General features: G+C 57.8%; 19 protein-coding genes. All 19 read right to left on the reverse strand.

Translation table 11 applies throughout. From position 1 onward, the window contains the following. Positions 1-54: 54 nt before the first annotated feature. Entirely contained in the window at positions 55-540 is a 486-nt protein-coding gene (locus WMO17_RS02550) for a zinc metalloprotease (RefSeq protein WP_120020213.1), read from the reverse strand. Continuing rightward, positions 537-1,067: a M23 family metallopeptidase gene (locus tag WMO17_RS02555; protein WP_349137413.1), complete on the reverse strand. Its 531-nt coding sequence runs from the start codon at positions 1,065-1,067 to the stop codon at positions 537-539. The genes WMO17_RS02550 and WMO17_RS02555 overlap by 4 nt, the downstream gene beginning before the upstream one ends. Positions 1,068-1,161: 94 nt before the next feature. Further along, positions 1,162-3,549: a polyphosphate kinase 1 gene (gene ppk1, locus WMO17_RS02560; RefSeq protein ID WP_349137414.1), complete on the reverse strand. Its 2,388-nt coding sequence runs from the start codon at positions 3,547-3,549 to the stop codon at positions 1,162-1,164. A 41-nt stretch (positions 3,550-3,590) separates the two neighbouring features. Further along, positions 3,591-3,950, reverse strand: coding sequence for a ComEA family DNA-binding protein (locus tag WMO17_RS02565; RefSeq protein WP_097775646.1), 360 nt, complete (start codon positions 3,948-3,950; stop codon positions 3,591-3,593). Between the two features lie 66 nt (positions 3,951-4,016). Then, a complete protein-coding gene (locus WMO17_RS02570; RefSeq protein WP_349137415.1) occupies positions 4,017-4,847 on the reverse strand; it encodes an HAD family hydrolase in 831 nt (276 codons plus the stop codon). Further along, complete coding sequence (locus WMO17_RS02575) at positions 4,844-5,776, reverse strand: RluA family pseudouridine synthase (RefSeq protein ID WP_097775648.1); 933 nt, start codon at positions 5,774-5,776, stop codon at positions 4,844-4,846. The genes WMO17_RS02570 and WMO17_RS02575 overlap by 4 nt, the downstream gene beginning before the upstream one ends. A 3-nt stretch (positions 5,777-5,779) precedes the next feature. Beyond that, positions 5,780-6,265: a signal peptidase II gene (lspA, locus tag WMO17_RS02580; protein WP_097775649.1), complete on the reverse strand. Its 486-nt coding sequence runs from the start codon at positions 6,263-6,265 to the stop codon at positions 5,780-5,782. A gap of 90 nt (positions 6,266-6,355) precedes the next feature. Further along, positions 6,356-9,151 (reverse strand): isoleucine--tRNA ligase, encoded by a 2,796-nt coding sequence (gene ileS / locus WMO17_RS02585; protein ID WP_349137416.1) that lies wholly within the window; start codon positions 9,149-9,151, stop codon positions 6,356-6,358. A gap of 39 nt (positions 9,152-9,190) precedes the next feature. Beyond that, on the reverse strand, positions 9,191-10,024 hold the full coding sequence (locus tag WMO17_RS02590) for a DivIVA domain-containing protein (RefSeq protein WP_337679083.1): 834 nt from the start codon (positions 10,022-10,024) through the stop codon (positions 9,191-9,193). Between the two features lie 21 nt (positions 10,025-10,045). Then, a complete protein-coding gene (locus WMO17_RS02595) occupies positions 10,046-10,864 on the reverse strand; it encodes a S4 domain-containing protein (RefSeq protein WP_337679085.1) in 819 nt (272 codons plus the stop codon). Next, the gene (locus WMO17_RS02600) at positions 10,848-11,312 is read right to left on the reverse strand and encodes a cell division protein SepF (protein ID WP_044953672.1); all 465 of its coding nucleotides are present in this window, start codon (positions 11,310-11,312) and stop codon (positions 10,848-10,850) included. Before WMO17_RS02600 ends, WMO17_RS02595 begins: the two co-directional genes overlap by 17 nt. Positions 11,313-11,422: 110 nt before the next feature. Beyond that, the gene (locus WMO17_RS02605) at positions 11,423-12,736 is read right to left on the reverse strand and encodes a biotin/lipoyl attachment domain-containing protein (RefSeq protein ID WP_242961906.1); all 1,314 of its coding nucleotides are present in this window, start codon (positions 12,734-12,736) and stop codon (positions 11,423-11,425) included. Between the two features lie 5 nt (positions 12,737-12,741). Then, complete coding sequence (gene miaA / locus WMO17_RS02610) at positions 12,742-13,662, reverse strand: tRNA (adenosine(37)-N6)-dimethylallyltransferase MiaA (RefSeq protein WP_097777813.1); 921 nt, start codon at positions 13,660-13,662, stop codon at positions 12,742-12,744. 7 nt (positions 13,663-13,669) lie between these two features. Beyond that, positions 13,670-15,811: a DNA mismatch repair endonuclease MutL gene (mutL, locus tag WMO17_RS02615; protein WP_349137417.1), complete on the reverse strand. Its 2,142-nt coding sequence runs from the start codon at positions 15,809-15,811 to the stop codon at positions 13,670-13,672. A 43-nt stretch (positions 15,812-15,854) separates the two neighbouring features. Continuing rightward, positions 15,855-18,470, reverse strand: coding sequence for a DNA mismatch repair protein MutS (gene mutS / locus WMO17_RS02620; protein WP_349137418.1), 2,616 nt, complete (start codon positions 18,468-18,470; stop codon positions 15,855-15,857). A gap of 112 nt (positions 18,471-18,582) precedes the next feature. Continuing rightward, entirely contained in the window at positions 18,583-18,990 is a 408-nt protein-coding gene (locus WMO17_RS02625) for a YlbF/YmcA family competence regulator (RefSeq protein ID WP_097775655.1), read from the reverse strand. Positions 18,991-19,042: 52 nt separating this feature from the next. Continuing rightward, positions 19,043-20,422: a tRNA (N6-isopentenyl adenosine(37)-C2)-methylthiotransferase MiaB gene (gene miaB / locus WMO17_RS02630; protein WP_349137419.1), complete on the reverse strand. Its 1,380-nt coding sequence runs from the start codon at positions 20,420-20,422 to the stop codon at positions 19,043-19,045. A gap of 134 nt (positions 20,423-20,556) precedes the next feature. Further along, entirely contained in the window at positions 20,557-20,949 is a 393-nt protein-coding gene (locus WMO17_RS02635; protein WP_338428389.1) for a Fur family transcriptional regulator, read from the reverse strand. Positions 20,950-20,997: 48 nt separating this feature from the next. Further along, entirely contained in the window at positions 20,998-22,272 is a 1,275-nt protein-coding gene (locus WMO17_RS02640) for a replication-associated recombination protein A (RefSeq protein ID WP_349137420.1), read from the reverse strand. Between the last annotated feature and the right edge of the window lie 76 nt (positions 22,273-22,348).

The raw sequence follows: 22,348 nt of genomic DNA on the forward strand, positions 1-22,348 counted from the left end.
ATAAACAGTCCATTTTTACACGTCATTTTATTGTACCCGAAATGAGCTGTTTTTTCAATCATTTCCCTTAAACTTTTTGCCTGCACGCCGCATTTCGCACAGGCAGGACGCCAGCTGCGCCCCATCCAGCGGTGGAACGGGCAGCAGATTGAATCCCCCGGTCAGCAGATTTGCCGCCCAGAAGGCACTGCCGCGGATGGTCAGTTCCTGTTCCAGCCGCAGTGCCCAGATGCCTGCCAGCATGAAATTGACCGCCGGGCCTGCAGCAGCCAGCCAGAAGAGCCTCCCCGGTGAAAGGCCCCGGGCCGGAGCGTCCATCCGCATACAAAAGCCAGTCATGGTCACCTCAATGACCGGAAAGCGGCGCAGAAACACACAATACACCAGAATGTGCCCGCACTCGTGCAGGAACGCCGCCAGCAACCCCAGCCGCAGAAAGCCGCTTGCATCAAAGTAGAGCAGAAAATACAGTGCGCTACACAAAAGCAGCGGGTCGCGGAACACCAGCGGCCCCAGCTGCCGGGAATCATGCAGCTTCATGAGGAAAGGCCCAGCGCATCCGCCGGGTCACAGGCTGTTCCCTGCCGGTACAGTTCAAAATGCAGGTGTGCTCCCGTAGCGCGCCCGCTGCGCCCTGCTGCGCCCAGCAGCTGCCCTGCTTCCACCACCTCGCCCGGGCGGACATAGGCGTACTGCAAATGGGCGTAAAGTGACTCGCTGCCATCTGTATGGAGAACACGCAGACAGGTTCCATAGCTTGTGCTGCGGTATGCCTGCACCACCGCACCGCCTTCCGCAGCAAGCACTTCTGTTCCCTCTGCACAGGCAAGATCCATGCCCTTATGGAACGTCCTTTCCCCGGTAAAAGGATCCTGCCGCCAGCCGTATCCGTCCGAAACACGGTACTGTGTGGTGTCCAGCGGGAAACAGAGCTTCCCCGTTTTTTTCTGCGCCCGCACCGGAAGCACCAAGCACACCAGCAGTCCGGCTAAAACTGCCAGAAGAATCACCTTCCGTCTGGGCTGCTCCCTGCCGTGCCCGGCTCGTCCCCATCGCTTTGCCCGCACCTTCTGCCTCCCGCCTTCCGTTTGCTTTTTATTTATGCAGGCAAACACGCAAAAAGACCCGGCAGAGGGTTTGCTCTGTCGGGTCTTGCAAATATTATCTGCGCAACCTGAAGAAATCCAAAATCCGTTTCAGGCGGCTTCTGGGGGCGGGTGTCTCCACCACCACCGGCTTTATCGGCTTGGCTGCAGGGGCAAGCTGCGGCTCTGTACGCTTTTTATGATTGACCATCTGTTCCAGCTGGTCAAAGCGGTCGCCGCTTTCCGGTGCCGCAGCAGATTCCGGGTGAGAAGCTTCTGCCTGTTTTGCAGCGGGAGCCGCTTCCGTTTTCGCAGGTTCTGGCTTTTCTGCTTCGGCAGAAGGTTCAGGCTGTTTTTCCTGCGCAGCGGCAGAAAGCCTCCAAGGCTCCGGCTGCGTCCAGTCATTTTTCAACAGCTCATACATGCCCATCTGGCCGTTCACCAGTGCTTCGCCCTCAGCGGGCTTTACCTTCTGGTAGCTGCCGTCCGGGCGCATCTCGCGGGCATTGACATTATCCCGCAGCTGCAGCTGCAGAATGTCGGTAAGCTTCCGCACCAGCACGGGATCCTCCACGCGCACGCCCACCTCCACGCGGCACTCGGTGTTGCGGGTGAGGAAATCGCCGGATGCAATATAGATGCGGGTATGTGCACCATCGAAGAAGCTGTAAATGCGGCCATGCTCCAGATAACGACCCACAAGGCTGCGGATATGCAGGTTCTCCGTCTTGCCGGGCACGCCGGCGCGCACGCAGCAGATGCCGCGCACGATCATATCAATGCGCACACCGGCACAGCTGGCTTCCTGCAGCTTAAGGATGATATCCCGGTCGCTGATGGAATTGTTTTTCAGGATCATGGATGCCGGACGGCCCATGCGGGCGGCGGCAATGACACGATCCATTTCTTCCAGCAATACGCTCTTGAAGCGCAGCGGTGCTACCAGCATCCGGTCGCTCTCCTCAGTCAGCTTCTGCACGGCAAGGTTCTGGAACACATTGGAAGCTTCCTCGCCAATGCCATGGTCTGCCGTAATGAAGGAGTAGTCCGTGTAAAGCTCACTGGTCTTTTCGTTGTAGTTGCCGGTGCCGATCTGGGTGATATAAGAGTAGCCCTCTTTGCTTTTTTGGGTGATAAGGGTCAGCTTGGAGTGCACTTTGTAATCATCAAAGCCATAAATGACCGTACAGCCTGCGCTTTCCAGCTGCTTCGACCAGTCGATGTTGTTCTGCTCGTCAAAGCGGGCGCGCAGCTCCACCAGCGCCACCACCTCTTTGCCGTTCTCAGCGGCTTCCATCAGCGCCTGCACGATCTGGGACTCCCGCGCCATACGGTACAAGGTCATTTTGATGGAAATGACCTCAGGATCATGGGCAGCCTTTTTGAGCATGGCAATGAAGGGCCGGATGGACTGGTACGGGTAGCTGAGCAGCACATCGTGCTTCTGCACCTCAGCGGCAAGGTCGTAGTCCGGCGGCGGCAGCATGGGCCGTGCAGCCGGGTAGAACAGTTCCGGCAGCCCCTCCGCTTCCATGCGGCCGGTGAGCTTGTAGAAAAAGCTCAGATCCAGCGGGCTTTTCTGCTCGAACACCCGTTTATGGGTGAGCAGCAGACGGTTGCACAGCAGGCGTTCTACCTCCGGGGCCGGGGCAGGCGTGATCTGCAGACGCACCGCAGCCAGCTTGCGGCGGCGCTTGAGCAACTCGGTCATGATCTCGCGGTAGTCGATATCATGATCCATCATGCCCTCTTTTACGTCGATATCCGCATTGCGGGTCACGCGGAAAAGACATTTTTCCTGAATCGTCTCTTTGCCAAAGATGCTGGCCGCAAAGTGCAGCACCAGCTCTTCGGTAAGTGCAAACTGCGTTTCGCCGTCTTTTTTTACAACGTGCATCCGTTCCATCTGGCTGGAAATGGGAATGATGCCAAGGCTCTGCCCTGCCGGGTGTTTTTCCTTGAGCAGAACGCCAAGGTAAATCTCCTTATTGCGCAGGAATGGGAACGGATGGCGGTTATCCACGATCTGCGGGCTGAGGATGGGGAACAGCTCCGTTTGGAAGTACTTCTTCCAGAAGTGCTCGTCCTCCTTGGACAAGTGGTCAAGATCCACCTTGCGCCAGCCGCACTCCGCCAGTGCTTCCAGCGCCTTTGCGTAGTATTTATCGCACTCCTCCTGCAGCTGTGCCGTTTTGGGCATGATGGCAGTCAGCTGTTCCGCCGCGGACATGTTGGTTTTGTTTTCCCTCTTGACCTTTTTGCCCTGTTCCTGTTCCAGATTGGCGCGCTCCTGCAGAGAACCCACGCGCACCATAAAAAACTCGTCCAAATTGGAGCCGTAGATCGCAAGAAATTTGACCCGTTCTGCAAGCGGAACATTTTTATCTTTGCCCAGCGCAAGAACGCGCCGGTTGAAATCCAGCCAGCTCAGTTCCCGGTTGATAAAAATGGTATCGTCACTCATAATCATTCCCCTTTTTGCTGCGCCGGGCCGCCGGCTGCGGCTCAGCTCACGGTTGCCATTCCTGCCCAGGAATCCACAATGGTCTGTGTCAGGCCCGGAACATTGGCTGCATCTTCTACCCGTTCAAACGGGCCATTCTGCGTCCTGTAATCCAGAATCGTCTGTGCGCGCTTTTCCCCTACGCCCGGCAGTGTGCACAGCGCAGAGAGATCAGCAGTGTTCAGATCCACCAGCACATACTGTTCCAGCCCGGTCGTATCCGGCAGGACCTGCGATTCGGCAGCCTGCAGCGGCACGGCAAAGCCAAAGGCCAGCACTGTGCACAAAACCACCGCCGCCAGCGACAGCGCAAGAAAGAGTTTTTCCTTCTTTTGCAGGGCCAGAAGATGCGTTTCTCTCATTGTACCTGACTTTCCTCCAAAAAGAAAGGCTTCTGCGAAAGAATTTGCAGAAGCCTTGCACAAATTTTACGCCAAATTTTCAGCATCCCGCACCATACGGTACAGCACTTCCACTGCAGAACCTGCCGCAGCATCGGTCAAAGTGACCTTTTGGGCAGCAAGACGCAGCTCAGCCGGGGCATCCGCAGCTGCGGTGCTCTGGCTGGAAGCGCGCACCATGTCCAGCATAGGCAGCCCTCCGGCAAGTACCAGCACATCTTCCGGGTCGGTGCCCACCGGCATACACACGGCATCCAGCATTTCACGGCCAGAGACGGTTCTGGGGGTCAGGATCAGCGTATCCGCTGCGGCACGCTCGCCCAGCAGCACCGCTGTGCGGTCGCCCAGAGATTTTTCCAGCAGCGAGATCATGGGCACTGCCTTGCTGTCCTGATACAGCAGCACCCGCAGCACTTCTTCCCCCTTGATGTCTGCCGCGTTTGCCAGCAGATAAGGGGTCCATTCCTGCCGCAGATGACGCTCCAATGCCTCGCTCATGCGCAGCACGCGGGTAGTACCGTCGGTCATCTGCAGGGCAATGCCCACGCCCTCTGCCACCGGCAGGCGGGCGAACAGGTCGGCATCCTGCCCGGCAAAGGTGCACAGCGGCTGGCGGGTGCCATCGGAAAAATGGTAGGCCATGGCACCGCCGCACACCAGCGCAGGAGCGCTGAGCCGCACACTGCCCAGAATGGACCGCACTGCCCGCGGCGTGCGCTGGGAAAACACCGTAAAACGTCCGCCGCGGCGGACGAACAGCTGCAGCACATCCCGCACCACCTGCGTCAGGTTGCCGTCGGCACCCAAAAGCAGATGGTCCAGATCACACAGTACAAGCGTTGAAGAAAGATGGTTCATACCGTTCCCCTCCTGAGCGTTGCAAGAAAACGAGTGAAGTATTCCGGCAATTCCGAATCGAACCGCAGATGTTCGCCGGTGATCGGGTGCACAAAGCCAAGCGTTTTGGCGTGCAGGCACTGGCCGTGCAGGCTGGTGATGCAATTGTGCGGGCCATACACCGGGTCGCCCGCCACCGGGTGCTGGATGGATGCCATGTGCACGCGGATCTGATGGGTGCGGCCGGTCTTCAGGCGGCATTCCAGCATGGTAAAATTGTTCAGCCGTTCCAGCACCTGATAGCCGGTATAGGCATATTTGGTGTGCGGCTCACTGGCCGGGTAGACCGCCATCTTTTTGCGGTCGGTCTTGCTGCGGCCCAGATTGCTTTCCACAAAGCCCTCATCTTGTGCAAAGCCGCCGTACACGATGGTGCGATACGCGCGCTCCACACTGTGCACCGCCATCTGCTGGGAAAGGCCGATGTGCGTTGCATCGTCCTTTGCCACCACCAGCAGGCCGCTGGTGTCCTTATCGATGCGGTGCACGATGCCGGGGCGAATCTCGCCGCCGATACCGGACAGACTTCCCTTGCAGTGCCACAGCAGCGCGTTCACCAGCGTGCCGTCCGGGTTGCCGGGAGCCGGGTGCACCACCATGCCTTTGGGCTTGTTGACCACCAGCAGATGCTCGTCCTCATAGACGATTTCCAGCGGGATGTCCTGCGGCACGGCCTCAATGGGCTTCGCGTCCGGAATTTCCAAAACGATGGTGTCGCCCGCCTTGAGCTTCAGGCTTTTGGCAACCAGCCTGCCGTTGCACAACACATGACCGTCGGCCACCAGCGCCTGCAGAGCAGACCGGGAAAGGCCGGTGTCCTCGCCGCTCAGAAAGCGGTCGATGCGCTGGCCTGCCGTCTCCTGCTCCACCACAAATTCACGCTGTTCCATGGCTCACTGCTCCTTCGGGGACTGCCCGTTCTCAGCGTGCAGCTCTTCCAGAAAAATTACCAGCACCCAGAGGCCCACGCCCACACACACGCAGATATCCGCAAAATTGAACACCGCAAACTGCATGAACAGCAGATTGATGTAGTCCACCACCTCGCCGTTGAGCACACGGTCGATCAGGTTGCCGATGCCGCCGGCAAGGATCAGCAGCAGTGCGGCCTGCTGCAGGTATCTGCCGCGGCTGCGGAAGAACAGCCCGTAGGCCACAAAGATCAGCGCTATGCTGGTAGCGATGATGAGGAACAGCTGCTTGCCGCTGAGCAGGCTGAACGCCATGCCCGGGTTGAGCACGAACCGCAGCTCCACCACATGGGGGATCAGCGGCATGGCTCCCACCGGCTGCAGCACATTTGTGGCCCACAGCTTGATGGCCTGATCGATGCCAATGAGTGCCGCAGCCGCGAGCAGATTAAAAACAACAAATGCCATAGGATACTCCCAAAATCATTCAGTATAAAAAACGGCGCTCCCCGGTATAAGGGAGCGCCGCCCTTTAAAACATTGTTTTATGCGGAACGCTTAGGCTTCCACAACGCTGGCGCAGCGTGCGCACAGGGTGGGATGTGCGGCATGGCTGCCGATGGAAGAAGAATACTTCCAGCAGCGCTCGCACTTTTCGCCGGTGGCATGTGCAGCAGCAACGCCCAGGCCTTCAACAGCACTTGCAGCGCCGCCTTCACCCTTGACCAGCTCTACCTGAGAGACGATCATCAGGTCGGCCAGCTCGTCCATGGGGATGCTGTTGAGCAGGCTGTACACAGTATCATTGCAGTACAGGGTGACGGCAGCCTCCAGAGAAGCACCGATGACCTTTTCGGCACGGGCCTGCTCCAGAACCTTCTTCACCTCGTCACGGACGGCGATCAGCTGAGCCCACTTTGCCTTGAAGGCTTCATCGGCGGCATACTGGCCAGCCTTGGGCATCTCCTCAAAGACAACGTACTTGTTCATGCCCTCGGTCTTGGGCATGAAGTCCCAGATCTCCTGACTGGTGAAGCACAGGATGGGCGCAATGATCTTGTCCAGAGCCACAAGGATCTTGTACATGGTGGTCTGAGCAGCCTTGCGGCCTGCGCCGTTGGTGCAGTACAGGCGATCCTTGGTCACATCCAGATAGAAGTTGGACATTGCAACAACGCAGAAGTTGTACACTGCATGATAGACCTTGTTGAAGTCGTACACAGCGTAGCCTGCGCTGGTGTTGACCATCAGGTCATCCAGAGCAGCCAGTGCCCAGCGGTCGATCTCCTGCAGCTGATCGTCAGCCACACAGTCGGTGTTGGGATCAAAGCCGTCCAGATTGCCCAGAATGAAGCGGGCGGTGTTGCGGATCTTGCGGTAAGCCTCGCTCAGCTGCTTGAAGATGTTCTTGCCGGCACGCACATCCACGGTGTAGTCGGAAGAAGCCACCCACAGACGGATGATATCAGCGCCGTAGTCCTTGATGATCTCGCTGGGCTCCACGCCGTTGCCGGCGCTCTTGTGCATCTGCTTGCCCTGCTCATCCACGACCCAGCCGTGGCACAGAACAGACTTATAGGGTGCGCAGCCCTTGCTTGCAACGCTGGTCAGCAGGCTGGACTGGAACCAGCCGCGGAACTGGTCGCCGCCCTCCATATACATATCAGCCGGGAAGCGCAGTTCCGGACGCTCCTCCAGCACAGCGGCGTGGGTGGAGCCGGAGTCGAACCAGACATCCATGATGTCGGTGTCCTTGGTCCACTCGGAAGCACCGCACTTTTCGCACACTTCGCCTGCGGGGATAATCTGCTCGGCTTCGTACTTATACCATGCATCGGAACCTTCCTTGCGGAACAGGTCGCTGACAGCCTTGATGGTGGCATCGGTGATGTGGTAGGTGCCGCACTTCTTGCAATAGAATGCGGGGATGGGCACGCCCCAGGTGCGCTGGCGGCTGATGCACCAGTCGTTGCGGTCGCGCACCATGCCCTTCATGCGGTCATGGCCCCAATCCGGCATCCAGGTAACGGTGTCGATGGCCTTGTAGACATCCTCGCGGAACTTTGCGATGGAGCAGAACCACTGTTCCGTTGCACGGAAGATGATGGGGTGATGGCAGCGCCAGCAGTGCGGGTACTGATGCTTGATGTGCACCTGACCCATGACAGCACCGGACTCGGTCAAATCGGCCAGAATGGTCTTGTTGGCAGCCCACACGCGCTGACCTGCATACTTACCGGCCAGCTCGGTCAGATAGCCGCCATCGTCCACGGGGACGGTGATGGGCACCTGCGGATACTTCTGGCAGACGTTGAAGTCGTCCACGCCGTGGCCGCCTGCGGTATGGACACAGCCGGAACCGCTTTCCAACGTGACGTGATCGCCCAGAATGACCCAGCCCTCCTTGGGCAGGTAGACGTGGTTGTAGCGCATCAGCTCGAACTCGGCACCGGAGACCGGCTCACCCACGATCTCGTAGTTCTCGATGTGGCAGGCGTCCATGACGCTCTTGACCAGTTCGGTGGCCATGATGTGGAACTCATCGCCGATCTTGACGAAGGAGTACTCGAACTGGCCGTTCAGGCAGATCGCCTCGTTAGCGGGCAGAGTCCAAGTGGTGGTGGTCCAGATGACGAAGTAGGTCTTGTCCATCGGGATGCCGTGCTTTGCCAGCACACCGTTGGGGTCCTGAGAGACGTGGAAACGCACGAAGATGGAATCGCAGTCGTCCTCGCCGTACTCGATCTCGGCCTCTGCCAGAGCCGTGCGGCAGTCCGGGCACCAGTACACGGGCTTCAGGCCCTTGTAGATGTAGCCCTTCTTTGCCATCTCGCCAAAAATCTCGATCTGGCGTGCCTCGAACTCAGGCTTCAGGGTCAGATACGGATGCTCGAAATCGCCGATAACGCCCAGACGCTTGAACTGGTCGCTCATGATATCGATGTGCTCAGTAGCAAACTTTTCGCAGATCTGGCGCAGTTCCAGCTTGGAAATGTCCTTCTTCTTATCACCGACGGAGGACAGAGCCTTCAGCTCGATGGGCAGGCCGTGGGTATCAAAGCCGGGCACATAGGGAGCCTGGAAACCCTCCATGTTCTTATCGCGGATAATGATATCCTTGATGATCTTGTTCAGGGCAGTACCCATGTGGATATTACCGTTTGCGTACGGAGGGCCATCGTGCAGGATGAACTGCGGCTTGCCCTCGTTGTGCTTCATGAGCTGATTGTACAGGTCGTTGTCGTCCCAATCCTTCAGCATGACCGGCTCCTTCTTGGGCAGGCCGGCACGCATTTCAAACAGGGTCTTGGGCAGGTTCAGAGTACTATCGTACTGCGATTTGTTCTTAGCCAATGGTTTACACTCTCCTCTATATTTCCTTATGGGGTTGCCTTACTCGCTGAACTTGACACCCTGAAAAGCATCGTAGTCCGGCTCGTCCGGCTTAAAATCAGCAGGAGGCGCGGGCGGCGGGTCCAGCTTGAGCTGGCTCTCATCCTTTGCCCAGAAATCCTCGCTGCTGTCAGCTGCCTTGTCGTCGTCATCTTCAACAACGGCAGCAGGTTCTGCATCTTCCTGTGCGGGCTGTGCAGGCTCTGCTTCCGGCTCCTGCACGTCCGCTGCCTGCGGCTGGGCTGCAGCGGCAGGCTCACTTTCCTCTGCAGCAGGCTCTGCCTGTTCGGCATCCTGTGCAGCCGTTTCCTTCTGGAACTCCGGCAGACGGCTCAGCGACTCCACATGGCTGCGGTACAGGTTGAGCACATCAGACTTGAAGCGGGTCACTTCCAGACGCACGCGGTCATACTCGCGTTCCTCTGCAAGGCGCTTCTCGTTTGCTTCGTTCTCAATCTCGTCTGCACGGTCGTTTGCCTTCTGCAGCAGTTCGTTGGCATCGCGGATGATATCATCACCGCGCAGATTTGCACGATGGATGATCTCTTCTGCTTTCTGGTTTGCTTCGCGGATGACATTTTCGCCCATGCGCTGTGCATTGATCAGCGCGCTCTTGAGCATTTCACCATCTGCCTCAAAGCTCTTCAGTTCATCGTGCAGCTTCTGGTTTTCAGCAGTCAGGTCCGCAATCTGCTTGCGAAGCTGTTCCGCCTGCGCATCGTCGTCCCGCAGCTGTTCTTCCACCTTATCCAGAAAACGGTCTACGTCCTCTGTGCGGTAGCCGCGGAGGTTTTTCTCAAATTGCACAGAACGGACATCCTGCGGAGTCAGCATAGTCATTTCCTCCCGTTGCTTTTAATATTGAAAAAATTCGATGATTGGCCGATCTTTTCTGCTTTTGCCGGGCAGTGCAGTCAGGTTGAAGCGGCCCTTGCCGCGCACTGTGAACACATCGCCCTCATATACCTGCGCATGAGGTTTATCCGCCGGCAGGTGGTTGATCTCCACCCTGCCCGCCTCGATCAGTTCCGAAGCCTGTCCTCGGCTGCAGTGCAGCATAGCTGCCAGCACAGCGTCCAGCCGCAGGGACGATACCGTTGCACTGTGCATCTCACGCTCCGCCTGCGGAAACTGCGGCACCTCGTCCAGCGTCAGCAGTTCCGTGGTCAGCTCCGTGTGTCCAGCCTGAAACAGTTCCCGGCAGATCAGCTGTGCTGCCGGTTCCAGCGCAAACACATAAGCTGTGCCCGGCTGATCCTCCGGCAGAACGATATCTCCCAGCGCCTCGCGCCGCAGCTCAAGGCCCATCAGACTGCCCAGGTAATCCTTGTGGGCGGGCAGCGCAGCCCCCGCCTGTGCACGGCATTGCAGCCGCACACAGCAGATGGGTGCTTCGCCGCAGCTGTACTCCGGCTCGATACAGAGCACCCTGCGCTCCGCATTCAGCCAGCCACCCTCAAACCGGAAGCCCTCCTGCACACCGGCACGGCCCAGTGCCGCGCGGGCCAAGTCCTGCTCGCGGTCACTCAGGAAAGCCGAATACCGCGCAATGTCCCGGGAAAAGGCCGTGTGGGCCAAGTCCTCGATATGGCGCATGAGATAGCGTTCTTCATCGGTACGCGCAGGGATGAACCCGCGCGCCGCCTTAGGCTGCGGATCAATAGAACGCGCCATTGTTCTCCAGCTCGTCCAGCAGATCACCCATGATATCCACGTTGTACGGAGTGATGATGAAGGTGCTGTTGGCCACGCGCTTGATCTGGCCATTGTTTGCATATGCAACACCGGACAGGAAATCCACCAGACGGCGGGACACTTCCTTGTTGGTGGACTCCAGATTGAGCACCACGGTGCGCTTGTTGTTCAGGTGGTCAGCAATGGTACTGGCATCCTCAAAACGCTCAGGCTTGACCAGAACGACCTTGAGCTGAGTGGTGGCATTGATGTTGACCACCTTGCCGTTCTTCTTGGCACCCTCAACAGGCTCTTCATTTTCGTCGTCAGCACCAAGGCCGATGCCATTGTTATTGTTTACCATCTGGGGGCCATCGTCAATGTACTGATCCTCGTAATCGTCTTCCTGGTCAAACAGACCTTTCTTAATGCTGTCAAGCAAAGACATACAATCTGCTCCTTTCATTCGGGCAGCATGGCGCTGCCTGGCGTTCTTTGCAAATAGATGCAAATAATAGCTTTATCTATTATCGGATTTTTTGCCTCAGATGTCAATAACTACAAAAGCTTTCCATCATACAAATTTTGTCCGGAAACGATTATTTCGTCATAAAGCCTCACCTTGCTGACCGAGCCCTCGGTTCCTTCGGGCAGAACAAGGATGTAATCGCCGTCCGTGATGAGGGGATGGTCTGCGTCCACCGGGTCGATCGGGCAGAAGCGGGCAATGTTGCCAAGTTTCACGTACACACCTGGAATGTAGTTTTCGCCCTGCGTTTGTGCCTCGGTGCCATCCTCTTTTAAATAGTGCACAGCCGCAGCAGGCACCCGCAGGCCGCTGCGCTCTCCTACCGAGATGCGTGCTGCAGCCCGGTTCAGGCAAAGCACATCGCCGTTGATGGAGTTGCAGGCAAGCACAAAGCGGGCAAGGCCGCTGTCCTGATCGATCTCCACCTCGGTGACGGTGGCCTTGAGGCTGTTCTCCACCTGACCCGGGAAGCTGATCTCCACCGCTGTGCTCAGCGGCTTGCCGTTCTGACCCAGCAGCTTTTCGCCCTGCTTTGCAGTGCACACGCCCACATAGCGCCATGTGAACCCTGCCACGATCTTACCGGCGCAGCCGTCCAGTGCCAGCACCGGGTCGGACTGCAGATAGCCCTGCAGCTCCTGTGCGTTCAGTGCAAGGATATCATCGGCACTGGCATTGAGCCGTCCGCTGCTGGAAGAGCGCACAAAATAGCCGGTCTGCGGTGCAGTGATCTGCGCCGGGCTGCCCAGCTGCGCCTGCACGCTCTGGGACTGCTGGACCAGCGCAGTGATCTGATCGGTAAAGTTTGCAGCTTCGCCCGTTACCACCCAGAGCTTGTTCTGGGCCAGCAGGTAGGCATTGGCATCATCATCCACCGCTTCATAATCGCTGTCGTCCAGCGTATCCAGCAGGTCATACAGCGCAGAAGAACGTTCTTTTAAAAGGGTATCCAGCTGCAGCGCAGAAGTGTTCTGCGATTTCTGCAGCAGGTCGATCTGATCATTCAGCTGGTTCAGCTGCAGGCGCAGCGAAGCCTGCGAAGCGTTGCTGTACACCTCTGCCACTGCGGTGCCCGCTGAAACGCGCTCGCCGTCGGCAGCAAGATATCCAAGGTTTCCGCTGCCTGCCACATAGCTTTCGTCGAACAGCAGAACTCCGTCGGCTTCCACCGTATCCGAAATGACCGCAGGCAGCGCAGTCTCATAAACATTCTGCGGGAACAGGATATGTGCGGCCTGATACACCACATAAATTGCTGCCAGCAGCAGAAACGCGATCAGCACGCCTGCCAGAGTGGTAAGCACATGCGGCGCATGGCGTTCCTTCTGGGTCTCATCCGGCATATCGATCATCCTTTCGCTAAAAATTCGCTAGTTTTGCGGATGGCAGTCTGCACTGCATCCGGTGCACCGGCATCCAGCCAAACCACACCGTCCATATGGCGGAACCAGGTCAGCTGGCGCTTGGCATAGTTGCGGGACGCCTGCTTGAGCTTTTCCGTGCAGGCTTCCAGTGGAGCCGTCTGCTCAAAATACGGAAAGAACTCCTTGTATCCGATGGCCTGCGCTGCCGTGCGGAAGCTTTCCCGGTTCTGCCAGACATGCTCCGCTTCCTTTATAAGGCCCGCTTCCAGCATTTTGTCCACACGCAGGTCAATGCGGCGGTAAAGTACCGCGCGCTCTGGGAAATCCAGACCGAGGATCAGGCTGCGGTAGGGCCGCTCCGGCGGGAGAGACTCCGCCTTCTGTTCGCTCAGCTTTTTGCCGGTGGCACGATAATGCTCGAGTGCGCGCAGCACCCGCACCTGATTGTTCGGGTGGATAGCCGCAGCAGCTTCCGGGTCGGCCTGCTTCAGTTCTTCGTACATGGCAGCACCGCCTTTTGCAGCCAGTTCCGCCGCCAGCTGCTCTCGCAGACCGGCAGGTGCTTTTTCCTCTGTAAAGCGCACCCCATACAGAAAGCTCTGAACATACAGCCCTGTGCCGCCCACAAGGATGGGCAGCTTCTTCCGGGCAGAGATCTCTTCTTCCAGCTTTCCGGCCATGGCGGTAAAGTCTGCCACGCTGAAAGCCTTGTCCGGCGTAAGGATATCCACGCCGTGATGCGGGATACCGCAGGTCTCCTCCGGTGTCACCTTTGCCGTGCCTATGTCCAGACCTTTATAGATCTGCATGGAATCACAGCTGATGACCTCGCCGGAAAAATGTTTTGCAAGTTCTACGCCCAGCGCTGTCTTCCCGGTTGCGGTAGGGCCGACGACGGCCACCACGGGATGTTTATACGATGCGTCCAAACTGCTTTTCCAGCTCCTTCCGGGTCAATTTGAGTACGCAGGGGCGGCCATGCGGGCAGAACGGCGGCACCTCGCCGGAAAGGATCTTTTCGGCCAGCGCCAGCAGTTCCTGCGGCGAGGACTTGTCCCCCGCCTTGATGGCTGCACGGCAGGAGATAGAATGCAGCACCCACTCGGTGTGCTCGTTCAGCGCATCATGGCCGCCCTTGAGCAGCTTATTTGCGATCTCCACCAGCAGGCTTTCGGCATTCTGCGGCTCCACATCTGCGGGCACCGCGCGCAGCACCACGGTATTGCCGCCAAAGTCCGCGATCTCAAGGCCCGCATTTTCCAGCAGAGGAATGTTATCCAGCAGGGCCTGCTTTTCCTCCGCAGCAAGGTCGATGGCAGCAGGCTCCAGCAGCATCTGGCTGGGCACATTGCCGTAGTTCGCGGCCAGTTTTTCGTACAGCTGGCGCTCGTGGGCAGCGTGTTTATCGATCAGGCACAGCTCGTCGCCGCGTTCTGCAAGGATATATGTTCTGAACACCTCGCCCACATAGCGCAGCGGTTCCGGCTGATCCGCCGTCGGATCAAAGTTCATCTGCTCCGGCTCGGCCAGTACAGTTTCCTGTTCTGCCGCTTCCGGCGCATCCGGTTCTGTTTCTGCACAGGGTGCACTCTCAGGTTCTTCCTTTGGCGCTTCCTGTGCAGGGTTCCACGCTGCCATATGGTCCTGAGGCGAATGCAGTTTTGTCTCACCAAATTCCGGTTCCACATCCAGCTGTGTTTCACTTGCCGCCGCACGGAACGGCTCTGGTGCCTTTGTCGTTTCCAGCTTCGGGCTGTGAAGGGTCACGAACGGATCCAGCATATCCTCGTTCTGAGCACTGCCTTTCCAGCGCGGCACACTGGGTGCTGTCGGTATTTGCATTGCAGCAGCCGGGGCAGGCTGCTGCGGTGCTGCGGCGGGATTTTCCGGTTCCCAGTGCTGCTGTGGCAGAACGCCCGGGTCTGCCTGTCCCCGAATGATCGCAGAAAGGCCTGTAAAGTTATTGTTCTTTACATCATTTTTGATTATATCAGCGTCTTTTTTTGAATTTTCAGCTTTTTCTTCTTCTTTGTCTGCTTCAAAGGTAAAAAGCCGTTCACCGGTGCCGGGCTGAGCTAATGCCAGCTTGACGGCATGATACACCACATCAAAAACATCATTTTCGCGGGCAAAGCGGGCTTCGATCTTGGCCGGATGCACATTGACATCCACAAGGTCGGCCGGCATTTCCAGCAGCAGAATGCCGCCCGGGAACTTGCCCTGCATCATGGTACCCTTGAACGCCATCTCCATACCGGCCATCATGGTGCGGTTGCGCACATAGCGGCCATTGATGTAAAAATGCTGCATACTTCGGCTGGCACGGCAGCTTTTGGGCGGGGTGACCAGACCGGTGATGCGGTACACGCCCTCCTGATTTTTCAGCTCAATGAGGTCCCGGCTGAACTCCCGGCCCAGCACCGCATAGGCTGCACCGCGCAGCTGGCCGTCGCCGGGCGTGACATACTGCAGCTTGCCCTCACGGATGAACTTGACGCTGACTTCCGGGTGGCTGAGCGCTACATGGGTAACTGTATCCGACACAAAGGTGCCCTCAGAGGAGTCCTTTTTGAGGAACTTCATGCGGGCAGGCGTGTTGTAAAACAGATCCTTTACCCGGATGGTGGTGCCCACAGCTCTGGCACCCGGCTCACGGGAGACCTCTTCCCCGCCCTCAATGCGGTAGACCGTGGCAAACTCGTCCACCTCGGTTCGGGTGGTCAGCTCTACACGGGCCACGCTGGCAATGGATGCCAGTGCTTCACCGCGGAAGCCAAGCGTATGGATGTTGGTCAGATCGTCCGGTGTTTCAATTTTGCTGGTGGCATGGCGGATAAACGCCGTGGAGATATATTCTGCCTCGATGCCGGTGCCGTTATCGCTGATCTCGATCAGCTTAACGCCGCCGGATTCAATGCTGACGGTCACCTGCGTGGCACCGGCATCAATGGAGTTTTCCAGCAGCTCCTTAACAACGGATGCCGGACGCTCGACCACCTCACCGGCTGCGATCAGCTCGGCCGTGTGCTTATCCAGAACATGGATCACTGCCATGGTGTTTTCCCTCCTTGTATGGTCTGGGTCAGGTAGAGCAGTTTCATCTGTTCAGGCTGCCCTTCAGGGTCTTTTTCAGCTCGTAGAGGAAGTTCAAAGCCTCAATGGGGGTGAGTGTTTCCACATCCAGAGCTTCCAGCTTGTCCATCATCTCGCTGGGCACAACCGGAGAGTTATACTCCTGCAGGGCATCAAAATCCATCTGCTCTACTTTATTTTTAGGTGCAGTTGCTTCCAGCGCGCGCAGCACCTCATGGGCGCGGCGGGTCACACTGCCGGGCAGGCCTGCCAGCTTTGCCACCTCGATGCCGTAGCTGTCATCCGCCGGGCCGCGCACGATGCGGCGCAGGAAGGTGATGTCCTCGCCGCGTTTTTTTACTGCAATATTGTAGTTTTTTACGCCGTCCACGCCGCCTTCCAGCTCGGTCAGCTCGTGGTAGTGGGTGGCAAACAGAGTCTTGCAGCCAAGGCCCTTGGCGGGGTCTGCAATGTGCTCCACTACGGCGCGGGCAATGCTCATACCGTCAAAGGTGGAAGTGCCGCGGCCGATCTCGTCCAGCACCACAAGGCTTTTGGCGGTGGCATTTTTCAGGATCTCCGCTACCTCGGTCATCTCCACCATAAAGGTGGACTGACCGGCAGACAGGTCGTCCGACGCACCGATGCGAGTGAAAATGGCATCCACCACACCCACATGGCAGCTGGAAGCCGGTACAAAGGAGCCGATCTGCGCCATCAGTGCAATCAGTGCATTCTGGCGCATGTACGTGGATTTACCTGCCATGTTGGGGCCGGTGATGATCAGGCAGCGGTCTGCACCACAGTTCAGGGTGGTATCATTGGGTACAAACAGGCTGCCTTTCAGCATCTGCTCCACCACAGGGTGACGGCCCTCGGTGATGGTCAGCTCGTCACTGTCGTCCACGATAGGACGGCAGTAGTTGTTTTCCGCTGCCACCTGCGCCAGCGCCGTGAGCACATCCAGCTGGGCCACCGCATTGGCCGTGTGCTGGATGCGGTCCAGCTGAGCGCTGATGCTTTCCAGCAGTTCGCTGAACAGGCGGTGCTCCAGCGTGATGAGCCGTTCGTGGGCACCTAAGATCTTGCTTTCCAGCTCTTTCAGTTCCTGCGTGATGTAGCGTTCGCCGGAAGTCAGGGTCTGCTTGCGGATGTAGGTCTCCGGCACCATGCTCTTATAGGAGTTGCTTACCTCGATGAAGTAGCCAAACACATGGTTATAGCCGATCTTCAGCTTGGGGATGCCGGTCTCCTGCCGCAGGCGGGCTTCCAGCTGCGCCAGAACGCCCTTGGTATTGTCGCGGATGGAGCGCAGCTCGTCCACCTCGGCATGGTAGCCTTTGGCAATGACACCGCCATCCTTGAGGGTAGAAGGCGCTTCCGGGTCCACCGCCGCATAAATACGGGCCTTGATGTCCTCCAACGGATCGATCTGTACTGCCAGTTCAGCAAGCTCCGGGCAGCCGCAGGCCTCAGCCTGCCTGCGCAGGCCGGGCAGCCGGTCGCAGGTCTGGGCCAGCGTATAGATCTCCTTGGGTGTGGCAGAGCCGTAAACCGTGCGGGTCATCAGGCGTTCCATATCCGCAATGTAACCCAGCTCTTCGGTCAGGTCGCCGCGGGCCATGGTCTGCTTGACAAGGCTCTCCACAGCGTTCAAGCGGTGGTTGATGAGTGCACTGGAAATAAGCGGCTGCTCGATCCAGCTGCGCAGCATGCGCTTGCCCATGGATGTACTGGTCTTATCCAGCACCCAGAGCAGCGTGCCCCGCTTTTCGCGACCGCGCAGCGTCTCGGTCAGCTCCAGATTGGCGCGGGTCACGGGCGAAAGACGCATGAACTGGGCCTTATTATAGGTTATGACCGTTTTCAGACGTTCCACGCCCTTGATCTGGGTATCGTGCAGATATTCCAGCAGTGCCGCCATGGCAAAGCGCACAAGGCCGTCCGCTGCAATGCCGGTGGTCTGCGCCCAGTCGCGGCCAAACTGGTTTTCCAGCGATGCCGCCACAAGGCCCGGTGCATAGCGCTCCTCTTCGATCAGCTCCACCGAACAAGTCATATTCTTTTTGATGTACGCCGTCACCTCGCGGCAGTCCAGCAGACCCGGATTCATCAGCACTTCGCTGGGATGGTAGCGGCACAGCTCCGTAATGACCGCCGGGGCGATTTTGTCTGCATTCAGCTCTGTGATATGGGCCGTACCGGTAGAGACATCCGCAAAGCACAAACCTGCTTTCTTTCCTTTGAGGAAGATACTGGCAATGTAGTTATTGCGGTCATCCTGCAGCATACTGCTCTCAATGACCGTGCCGGGTGTGACCACGCGGATGATGTCCCGCTTGACAAGGCCCTTGGCCTTGGCCGGGTCTTCCACCTGCTCACAGATGGCTACTTTGTAGCCCTTGGCGATCAGCCGCGCCACATATCCCTCGTAGCTGTGGAAGGGCACGCCGCACATGGGCGCTCGCTCTTCCATGCCGCACTGCTTGCCGGTCAGGGTCAGGTCCAGTTCCTTGGATGCCGTCAGGGCATCGTCAAAGAACATCTCATAAAAATCGCCGATGCGGTAAAACAGAATTTCGTCCTTATGTTGTTTTTTGATTTCAAGATATTGCTGCATCATGGGCGACAGCTCTGCCATGGTTTACCCTCTCTCCCGTTCTATGGTTCTGTGCACAAGTTTGCGGCTTGTAACCGCTTTTGCAAACAAAACGCGGTCTGTTTTGCACAGCCGCGTTTTGTTTTTGCCGGTTTTAGTGGCAGCCGCCGCAGGTGGAGCAGCTGCCGGTGCAGGAAGCAGAAGGCTCCTGTACCGTCATGGGGTCGCCGCCATTCATGGCAGTGTTGATGATGGCATCGATATAGTTCACGAGGTTCTCGCAGTCACGCTTGGCCTCGTTGTAAGCCACCATGCCCTCGTTGCCCATGATCTGGCCGTACAGGCTGTTCACCTTTTCATTCAGTTCGGCGATGCGGGCATCGTTGCGCTCGCTCTTGCCGATCTCATTGTTCAGATCCATGCGGGCGAGGTTGAACTCGCCGATCAGGTTCTGCAGCTCTTCGTCCTTATCGTTTGCCTTGCGGGTCTGATCCAGAACGAGGTAGCGGCTATCGGTCTGCAGCGCAACGGCTGCGCGCTTGAAAAGATCAATGCAATCCATTTGAATGGTCTCCTTCTTATTTATACGTTCAGGGGCACTGCCCCGGAATCACTCAGGCAAGCTCACCCAGCAGCACAGTCGCCCGTGCGCCCGTGAGATGTACGTTGGCATAGCTGCCCATCAGGGAAGCGTCTGCCGTGAACTCCACCGTCAGGTTGTTGTCCAGACGGCCGGAGAGGGTGCCCTCATTGCGGCCAAAGCCCTCTACCAGTACCTTCACAGTCTGGCCAACCTGCGCCTTGACCAGCGCCATGGCGATCTCGTCCTGCAGCTTGAGCAGGCGGGTCATGCGGTCGGTCTTTTCCTTGCGGGGGGTGGGGTCCGGCATATCGGCGGCCTTGGTGCCGGTGCGCTTGGAATAGATAAAGGTGAACAGCTGCATATAGCCCACCTTCTGCACCAGTTCCAGCGTCTTTACAAAGTCCGCTTCGGTCTCACCGGGGAAGCCAACGATGATGTCACTGGAAAAGGTGATGCCGGGCACCGTTTTGCGAGCGTATTCGATGAGCTCAAGATACTGTTCCACCGTGTAGTGGCGGTTCATCTTCTTCAGCAGTTCATCGGAGCCGCACTGCACCGGCAGGTGCAGGTGCTTGCACAGCTTCGGCTGGGCGGCAATGGTGTCGATCAGCTTGTGGCTGGCATCCTTGGGGTGGCTGGTCATAAAGCGGATGTGATAATCGCCGGGCACCGTGCACAGCAGGTTGAGCAGATCAGAAAAGTCCACCTTTTCTTCCAGGCCCTTGCCGTAGCTGTTGACGTTCTGTCCCAGCAATGTGATCTCCTTATAGCCTGCCTCCACAAGACCGCGGAACTCGGCAAGGATATCACCGGGCTTGCGGCTCTTCTCGCGGCCGCGCACATAAGGCACGATGCAGTAGGTGCAGAAGTTGTCGCAGCCGTACATGATGGGCAACCATGCGCGGAATTCGCTCTCACGCCGGATGGGGATATTCTCCACGATGACCGGGCGCTGGGCGGGCTCCATCAGCACACGCTTATGCTTCTGCAGCTTCTGGGCAATGAGCTGCGGCAGGGTGTCGATGCCGTCCACGCCAAACACAAGGTCAACGTAAGGATAGCTCTGGCGCAGCTTTTCTACCACGTGCTTCTGGTTGGCCATGCATCCGCACAGGCCGATGATGAGATCATGCTTTTTTTCCTTAAGTCCCTTCAGGGCACCTACGTTGCCGAACACACGCTGCTCGGCATGCTCACGCACGGCGCAGGTGTTGAAGAGGATCAGGTCTGCATCCTCGGGCTTATCGCACAGGCCATAGCCGATGTCCATCAGCACGCCCTTGATCCGCTCGCCGTCGTTCACGTTCTGCTGACAGCCATAGCTGTGCACAAAGGCCAGCGGCGGCGTATCATAGGCCTGCTTTACCAGCTCAGCGGCAATGTTATTATGTTCAAAACTAATGTATTCCAATCAAACCATCCTTCTCCGCCGGGCCGAAGCGCCCTGTGCGGCGAAAATCTACTTGCACTTTCTGAAAAGAGCCTTCTCTATAGTATACCCTGTTTATACGCTCCGGGCAAGAGGTTCCGTGCAAATTTTATGGTTCAGTGGGCGTTTTCCTGCACCTGCTTCTCGCAGCAGGCCTCGCATACGCCGATCAGCACAACAGCGCAGTCCTGCACATGGCCCTTCTGGTTTTTCACCAGCTTCATTACCTGCTTTTCGTCCACCTCGGCATCGGTCACGTTGCCGCACACGGTGCAGTACAGATGGCTGTGCCAGGGCAGCGTGTGGTCAAAGCGGTCAGCCTTGCCTGGAATGGACACCCGGCGCACCCGGCCCGCATCCACCAGACTATTCAGGTTACGGTATACGGTGCCAAGGCTCAGGCCCGGGCATTCCTTGACCGCAGCATCATAAATTTCCTCGGCGGTGGGGTGGTCGCACAGGTTCTGCACCGTCTGCATGACCAGCTCACGCTGTTTGGAATATCGCATATCGTTCTCCTTTTTCTTTGTTTTTGGGTTTTGGGTGTAAGGCGTGGCTCAGACGTTCTCTTCGCCCTTGATCTTTGCCCAGTAGGCACGGGCCGCCTGCTCATTTTTGTTATCGCCAAAGGTATAATATTTTACGTCCTTGATGGCATCTGGCAGGTATTGCTGTTCCACCCAGTGATGGTCGTAGTCATGGGCGTATTTGTAGTTCTGGCCCTTCACCAGAGCATCCTCACCGTCGTAGTGCTTGTTCTGCAGTTGGCGTGGGATCGGCCCGGTGCGGCCCGCCTGCACATCCGCAATGGCCGCGTTGATGGCATCATAGGCACTGTTGGACTTAGGACTGGTGGCCACCAGAATGACGGCATCTGCCAGCGGGAGCCGTGCTTCCGGCAGGCCCACCATGTTGGCGGCATCAATTGCCGCCTTCACAATGGGGATGATCTGTGGATAGGCAAGGCCCACATCCTCGCAGGCACATACCATCAGGCGACGGCAGGCCGAGGGCAGATCTCCTGCTTCCAGCAGACGGGCCAGATAATGCAGCGCCGCATCCGGGTCGGAGCCGCGCATGGACTTCTGGTAGGCTGACACGATGTCGTAGTGGTCATCGCCCTCCCGGTCATACCGCATGGCAGTGCGGCGGGTGACCTGCTGGATCATTTCCAGCGTAATGTGCTTTTCCCCATCCTCAATGGGAGCTGCCGTCACCGCAAAATCAAGACAGCCCAGCGCCTTGCGCAGGTCGCCGCCTGCGCTCTCGGCAAGGTAGGCACAGGCATTCTCGTCCATGCAGACCTTTGTGTTCTCCCCTTCCGAAAGCTTTTTCAGTGCATTGTGCACCCCACGCTCCACATCCGCTGCCGAAAGTGATTTGAACTCAAACACCGTACAGCGGGACAGCAGCGCATTATAAATGTAGAAGTATGGATTTTCGGTGGTGGATGCAATGAGCGTCACCGAGCCGTCCTCAATGCATTCCAGCAGGCTCTGCTGCTGTTTTTTGTTCAGGTACTGGATCTCGTCCAGATACAGCAGGATGCCTCCCGCACCTGCCAGCGTGCCGATATCCTTGAGCACCGCCTTGATGTCCCCGGTGCCGCAGGAAGTGCCATTGAGCTTATGCAGCGTCATACCGCTGTTTTCTGCAATGATGCGTGCCACCGTCGTTTTTCCGGTACCGGACGGGCCGTAGAAGATCATGTTCGGGATGCGTCCGCTCTCGATGGTACGGCGGAACACCCTGCCCGGTGCCAACAGATGCTGCTGACCGCAGACATCTGCCAGTGTTTTGGGCCGCAGACGCTGTGCCAGTGGTTCGTTCATCGTGTTTTCCTCCTCCCGTACCGAGGCGCGATTCCCCCAGCATTTTTCTATAGTATATCGCATTTTGGCAGTAAGA

It is taken from the genome of Faecalibacterium faecis (assembly GCF_040096475.1).
Taxonomy (GTDB): domain Bacteria; phylum Bacillota; class Clostridia; order Oscillospirales; family Ruminococcaceae; genus Faecalibacterium; species Faecalibacterium taiwanense.

Coding starts and splice junctions, on each gene's coding strand:
- WMO17_RS02550 (WP_120020213.1), bottom strand. CDS start 540: ATGAAGCTGCATGATTCCCGGCAGCTGGGGCCGCTGGTGTTCCGCGAC.
- lspA (WP_097775649.1), bottom strand. CDS start 6,265: ATGGCATTTGTTGTTTTTAATCTGCTCGCGGCTGCGGCACTCATTGGC.
- WMO17_RS02635 (WP_338428389.1), bottom strand. CDS start 20,949: ATGCGATATTCCAAACAGCGTGAGCTGGTCATGCAGACGGTGCAGAAC.
- WMO17_RS02595 (WP_337679085.1), bottom strand. CDS start 10,864: ATGGCGCGTTCTATTGATCCGCAGCCTAAGGCGGCGCGCGGGTTCATC.
- mutS (WP_349137418.1), bottom strand. CDS start 18,470: ATGGCAGAGCTGTCGCCCATGATGCAGCAATATCTTGAAATCAAAAAA.
- ppk1 (WP_349137414.1), bottom strand. CDS start 3,549: ATGAGTGACGATACCATTTTTATCAACCGGGAACTGAGCTGGCTGGAT.
- WMO17_RS02640 (WP_349137420.1), bottom strand. CDS start 22,272: ATGAACGAACCACTGGCACAGCGTCTGCGGCCCAAAACACTGGCAGAT.
- WMO17_RS02600 (WP_044953672.1), bottom strand. CDS start 11,312: ATGTCTTTGCTTGACAGCATTAAGAAAGGTCTGTTTGACCAGGAAGAC.
- WMO17_RS02590 (WP_337679083.1), bottom strand. CDS start 10,024: ATGCTGACTCCGCAGGATGTCCGTTCTGTGCAATTTGAGAAAAACCTC.
- WMO17_RS02565 (WP_097775646.1), bottom strand. CDS start 3,950: ATGAGAGAAACGCATCTTCTGGCCCTGCAAAAGAAGGAAAAACTCTTT.
- WMO17_RS02625 (WP_097775655.1), bottom strand. CDS start 18,990: ATGGATTGCATTGATCTTTTCAAGCGCGCAGCCGTTGCGCTGCAGACC.
- WMO17_RS02575 (WP_097775648.1), bottom strand. CDS start 5,776: ATGGAACAGCGTGAATTTGTGGTGGAGCAGGAGACGGCAGGCCAGCGC.
- mutL (WP_349137417.1), bottom strand. CDS start 15,811: ATGGCAGTGATCCATGTTCTGGATAAGCACACGGCCGAGCTGATCGCA.
- WMO17_RS02605 (WP_242961906.1), bottom strand. CDS start 12,736: ATGCCGGATGAGACCCAGAAGGAACGCCATGCGCCGCATGTGCTTACC.
- WMO17_RS02570 (WP_349137415.1), bottom strand. CDS start 4,847: ATGAACCATCTTTCTTCAACGCTTGTACTGTGTGATCTGGACCATCTG.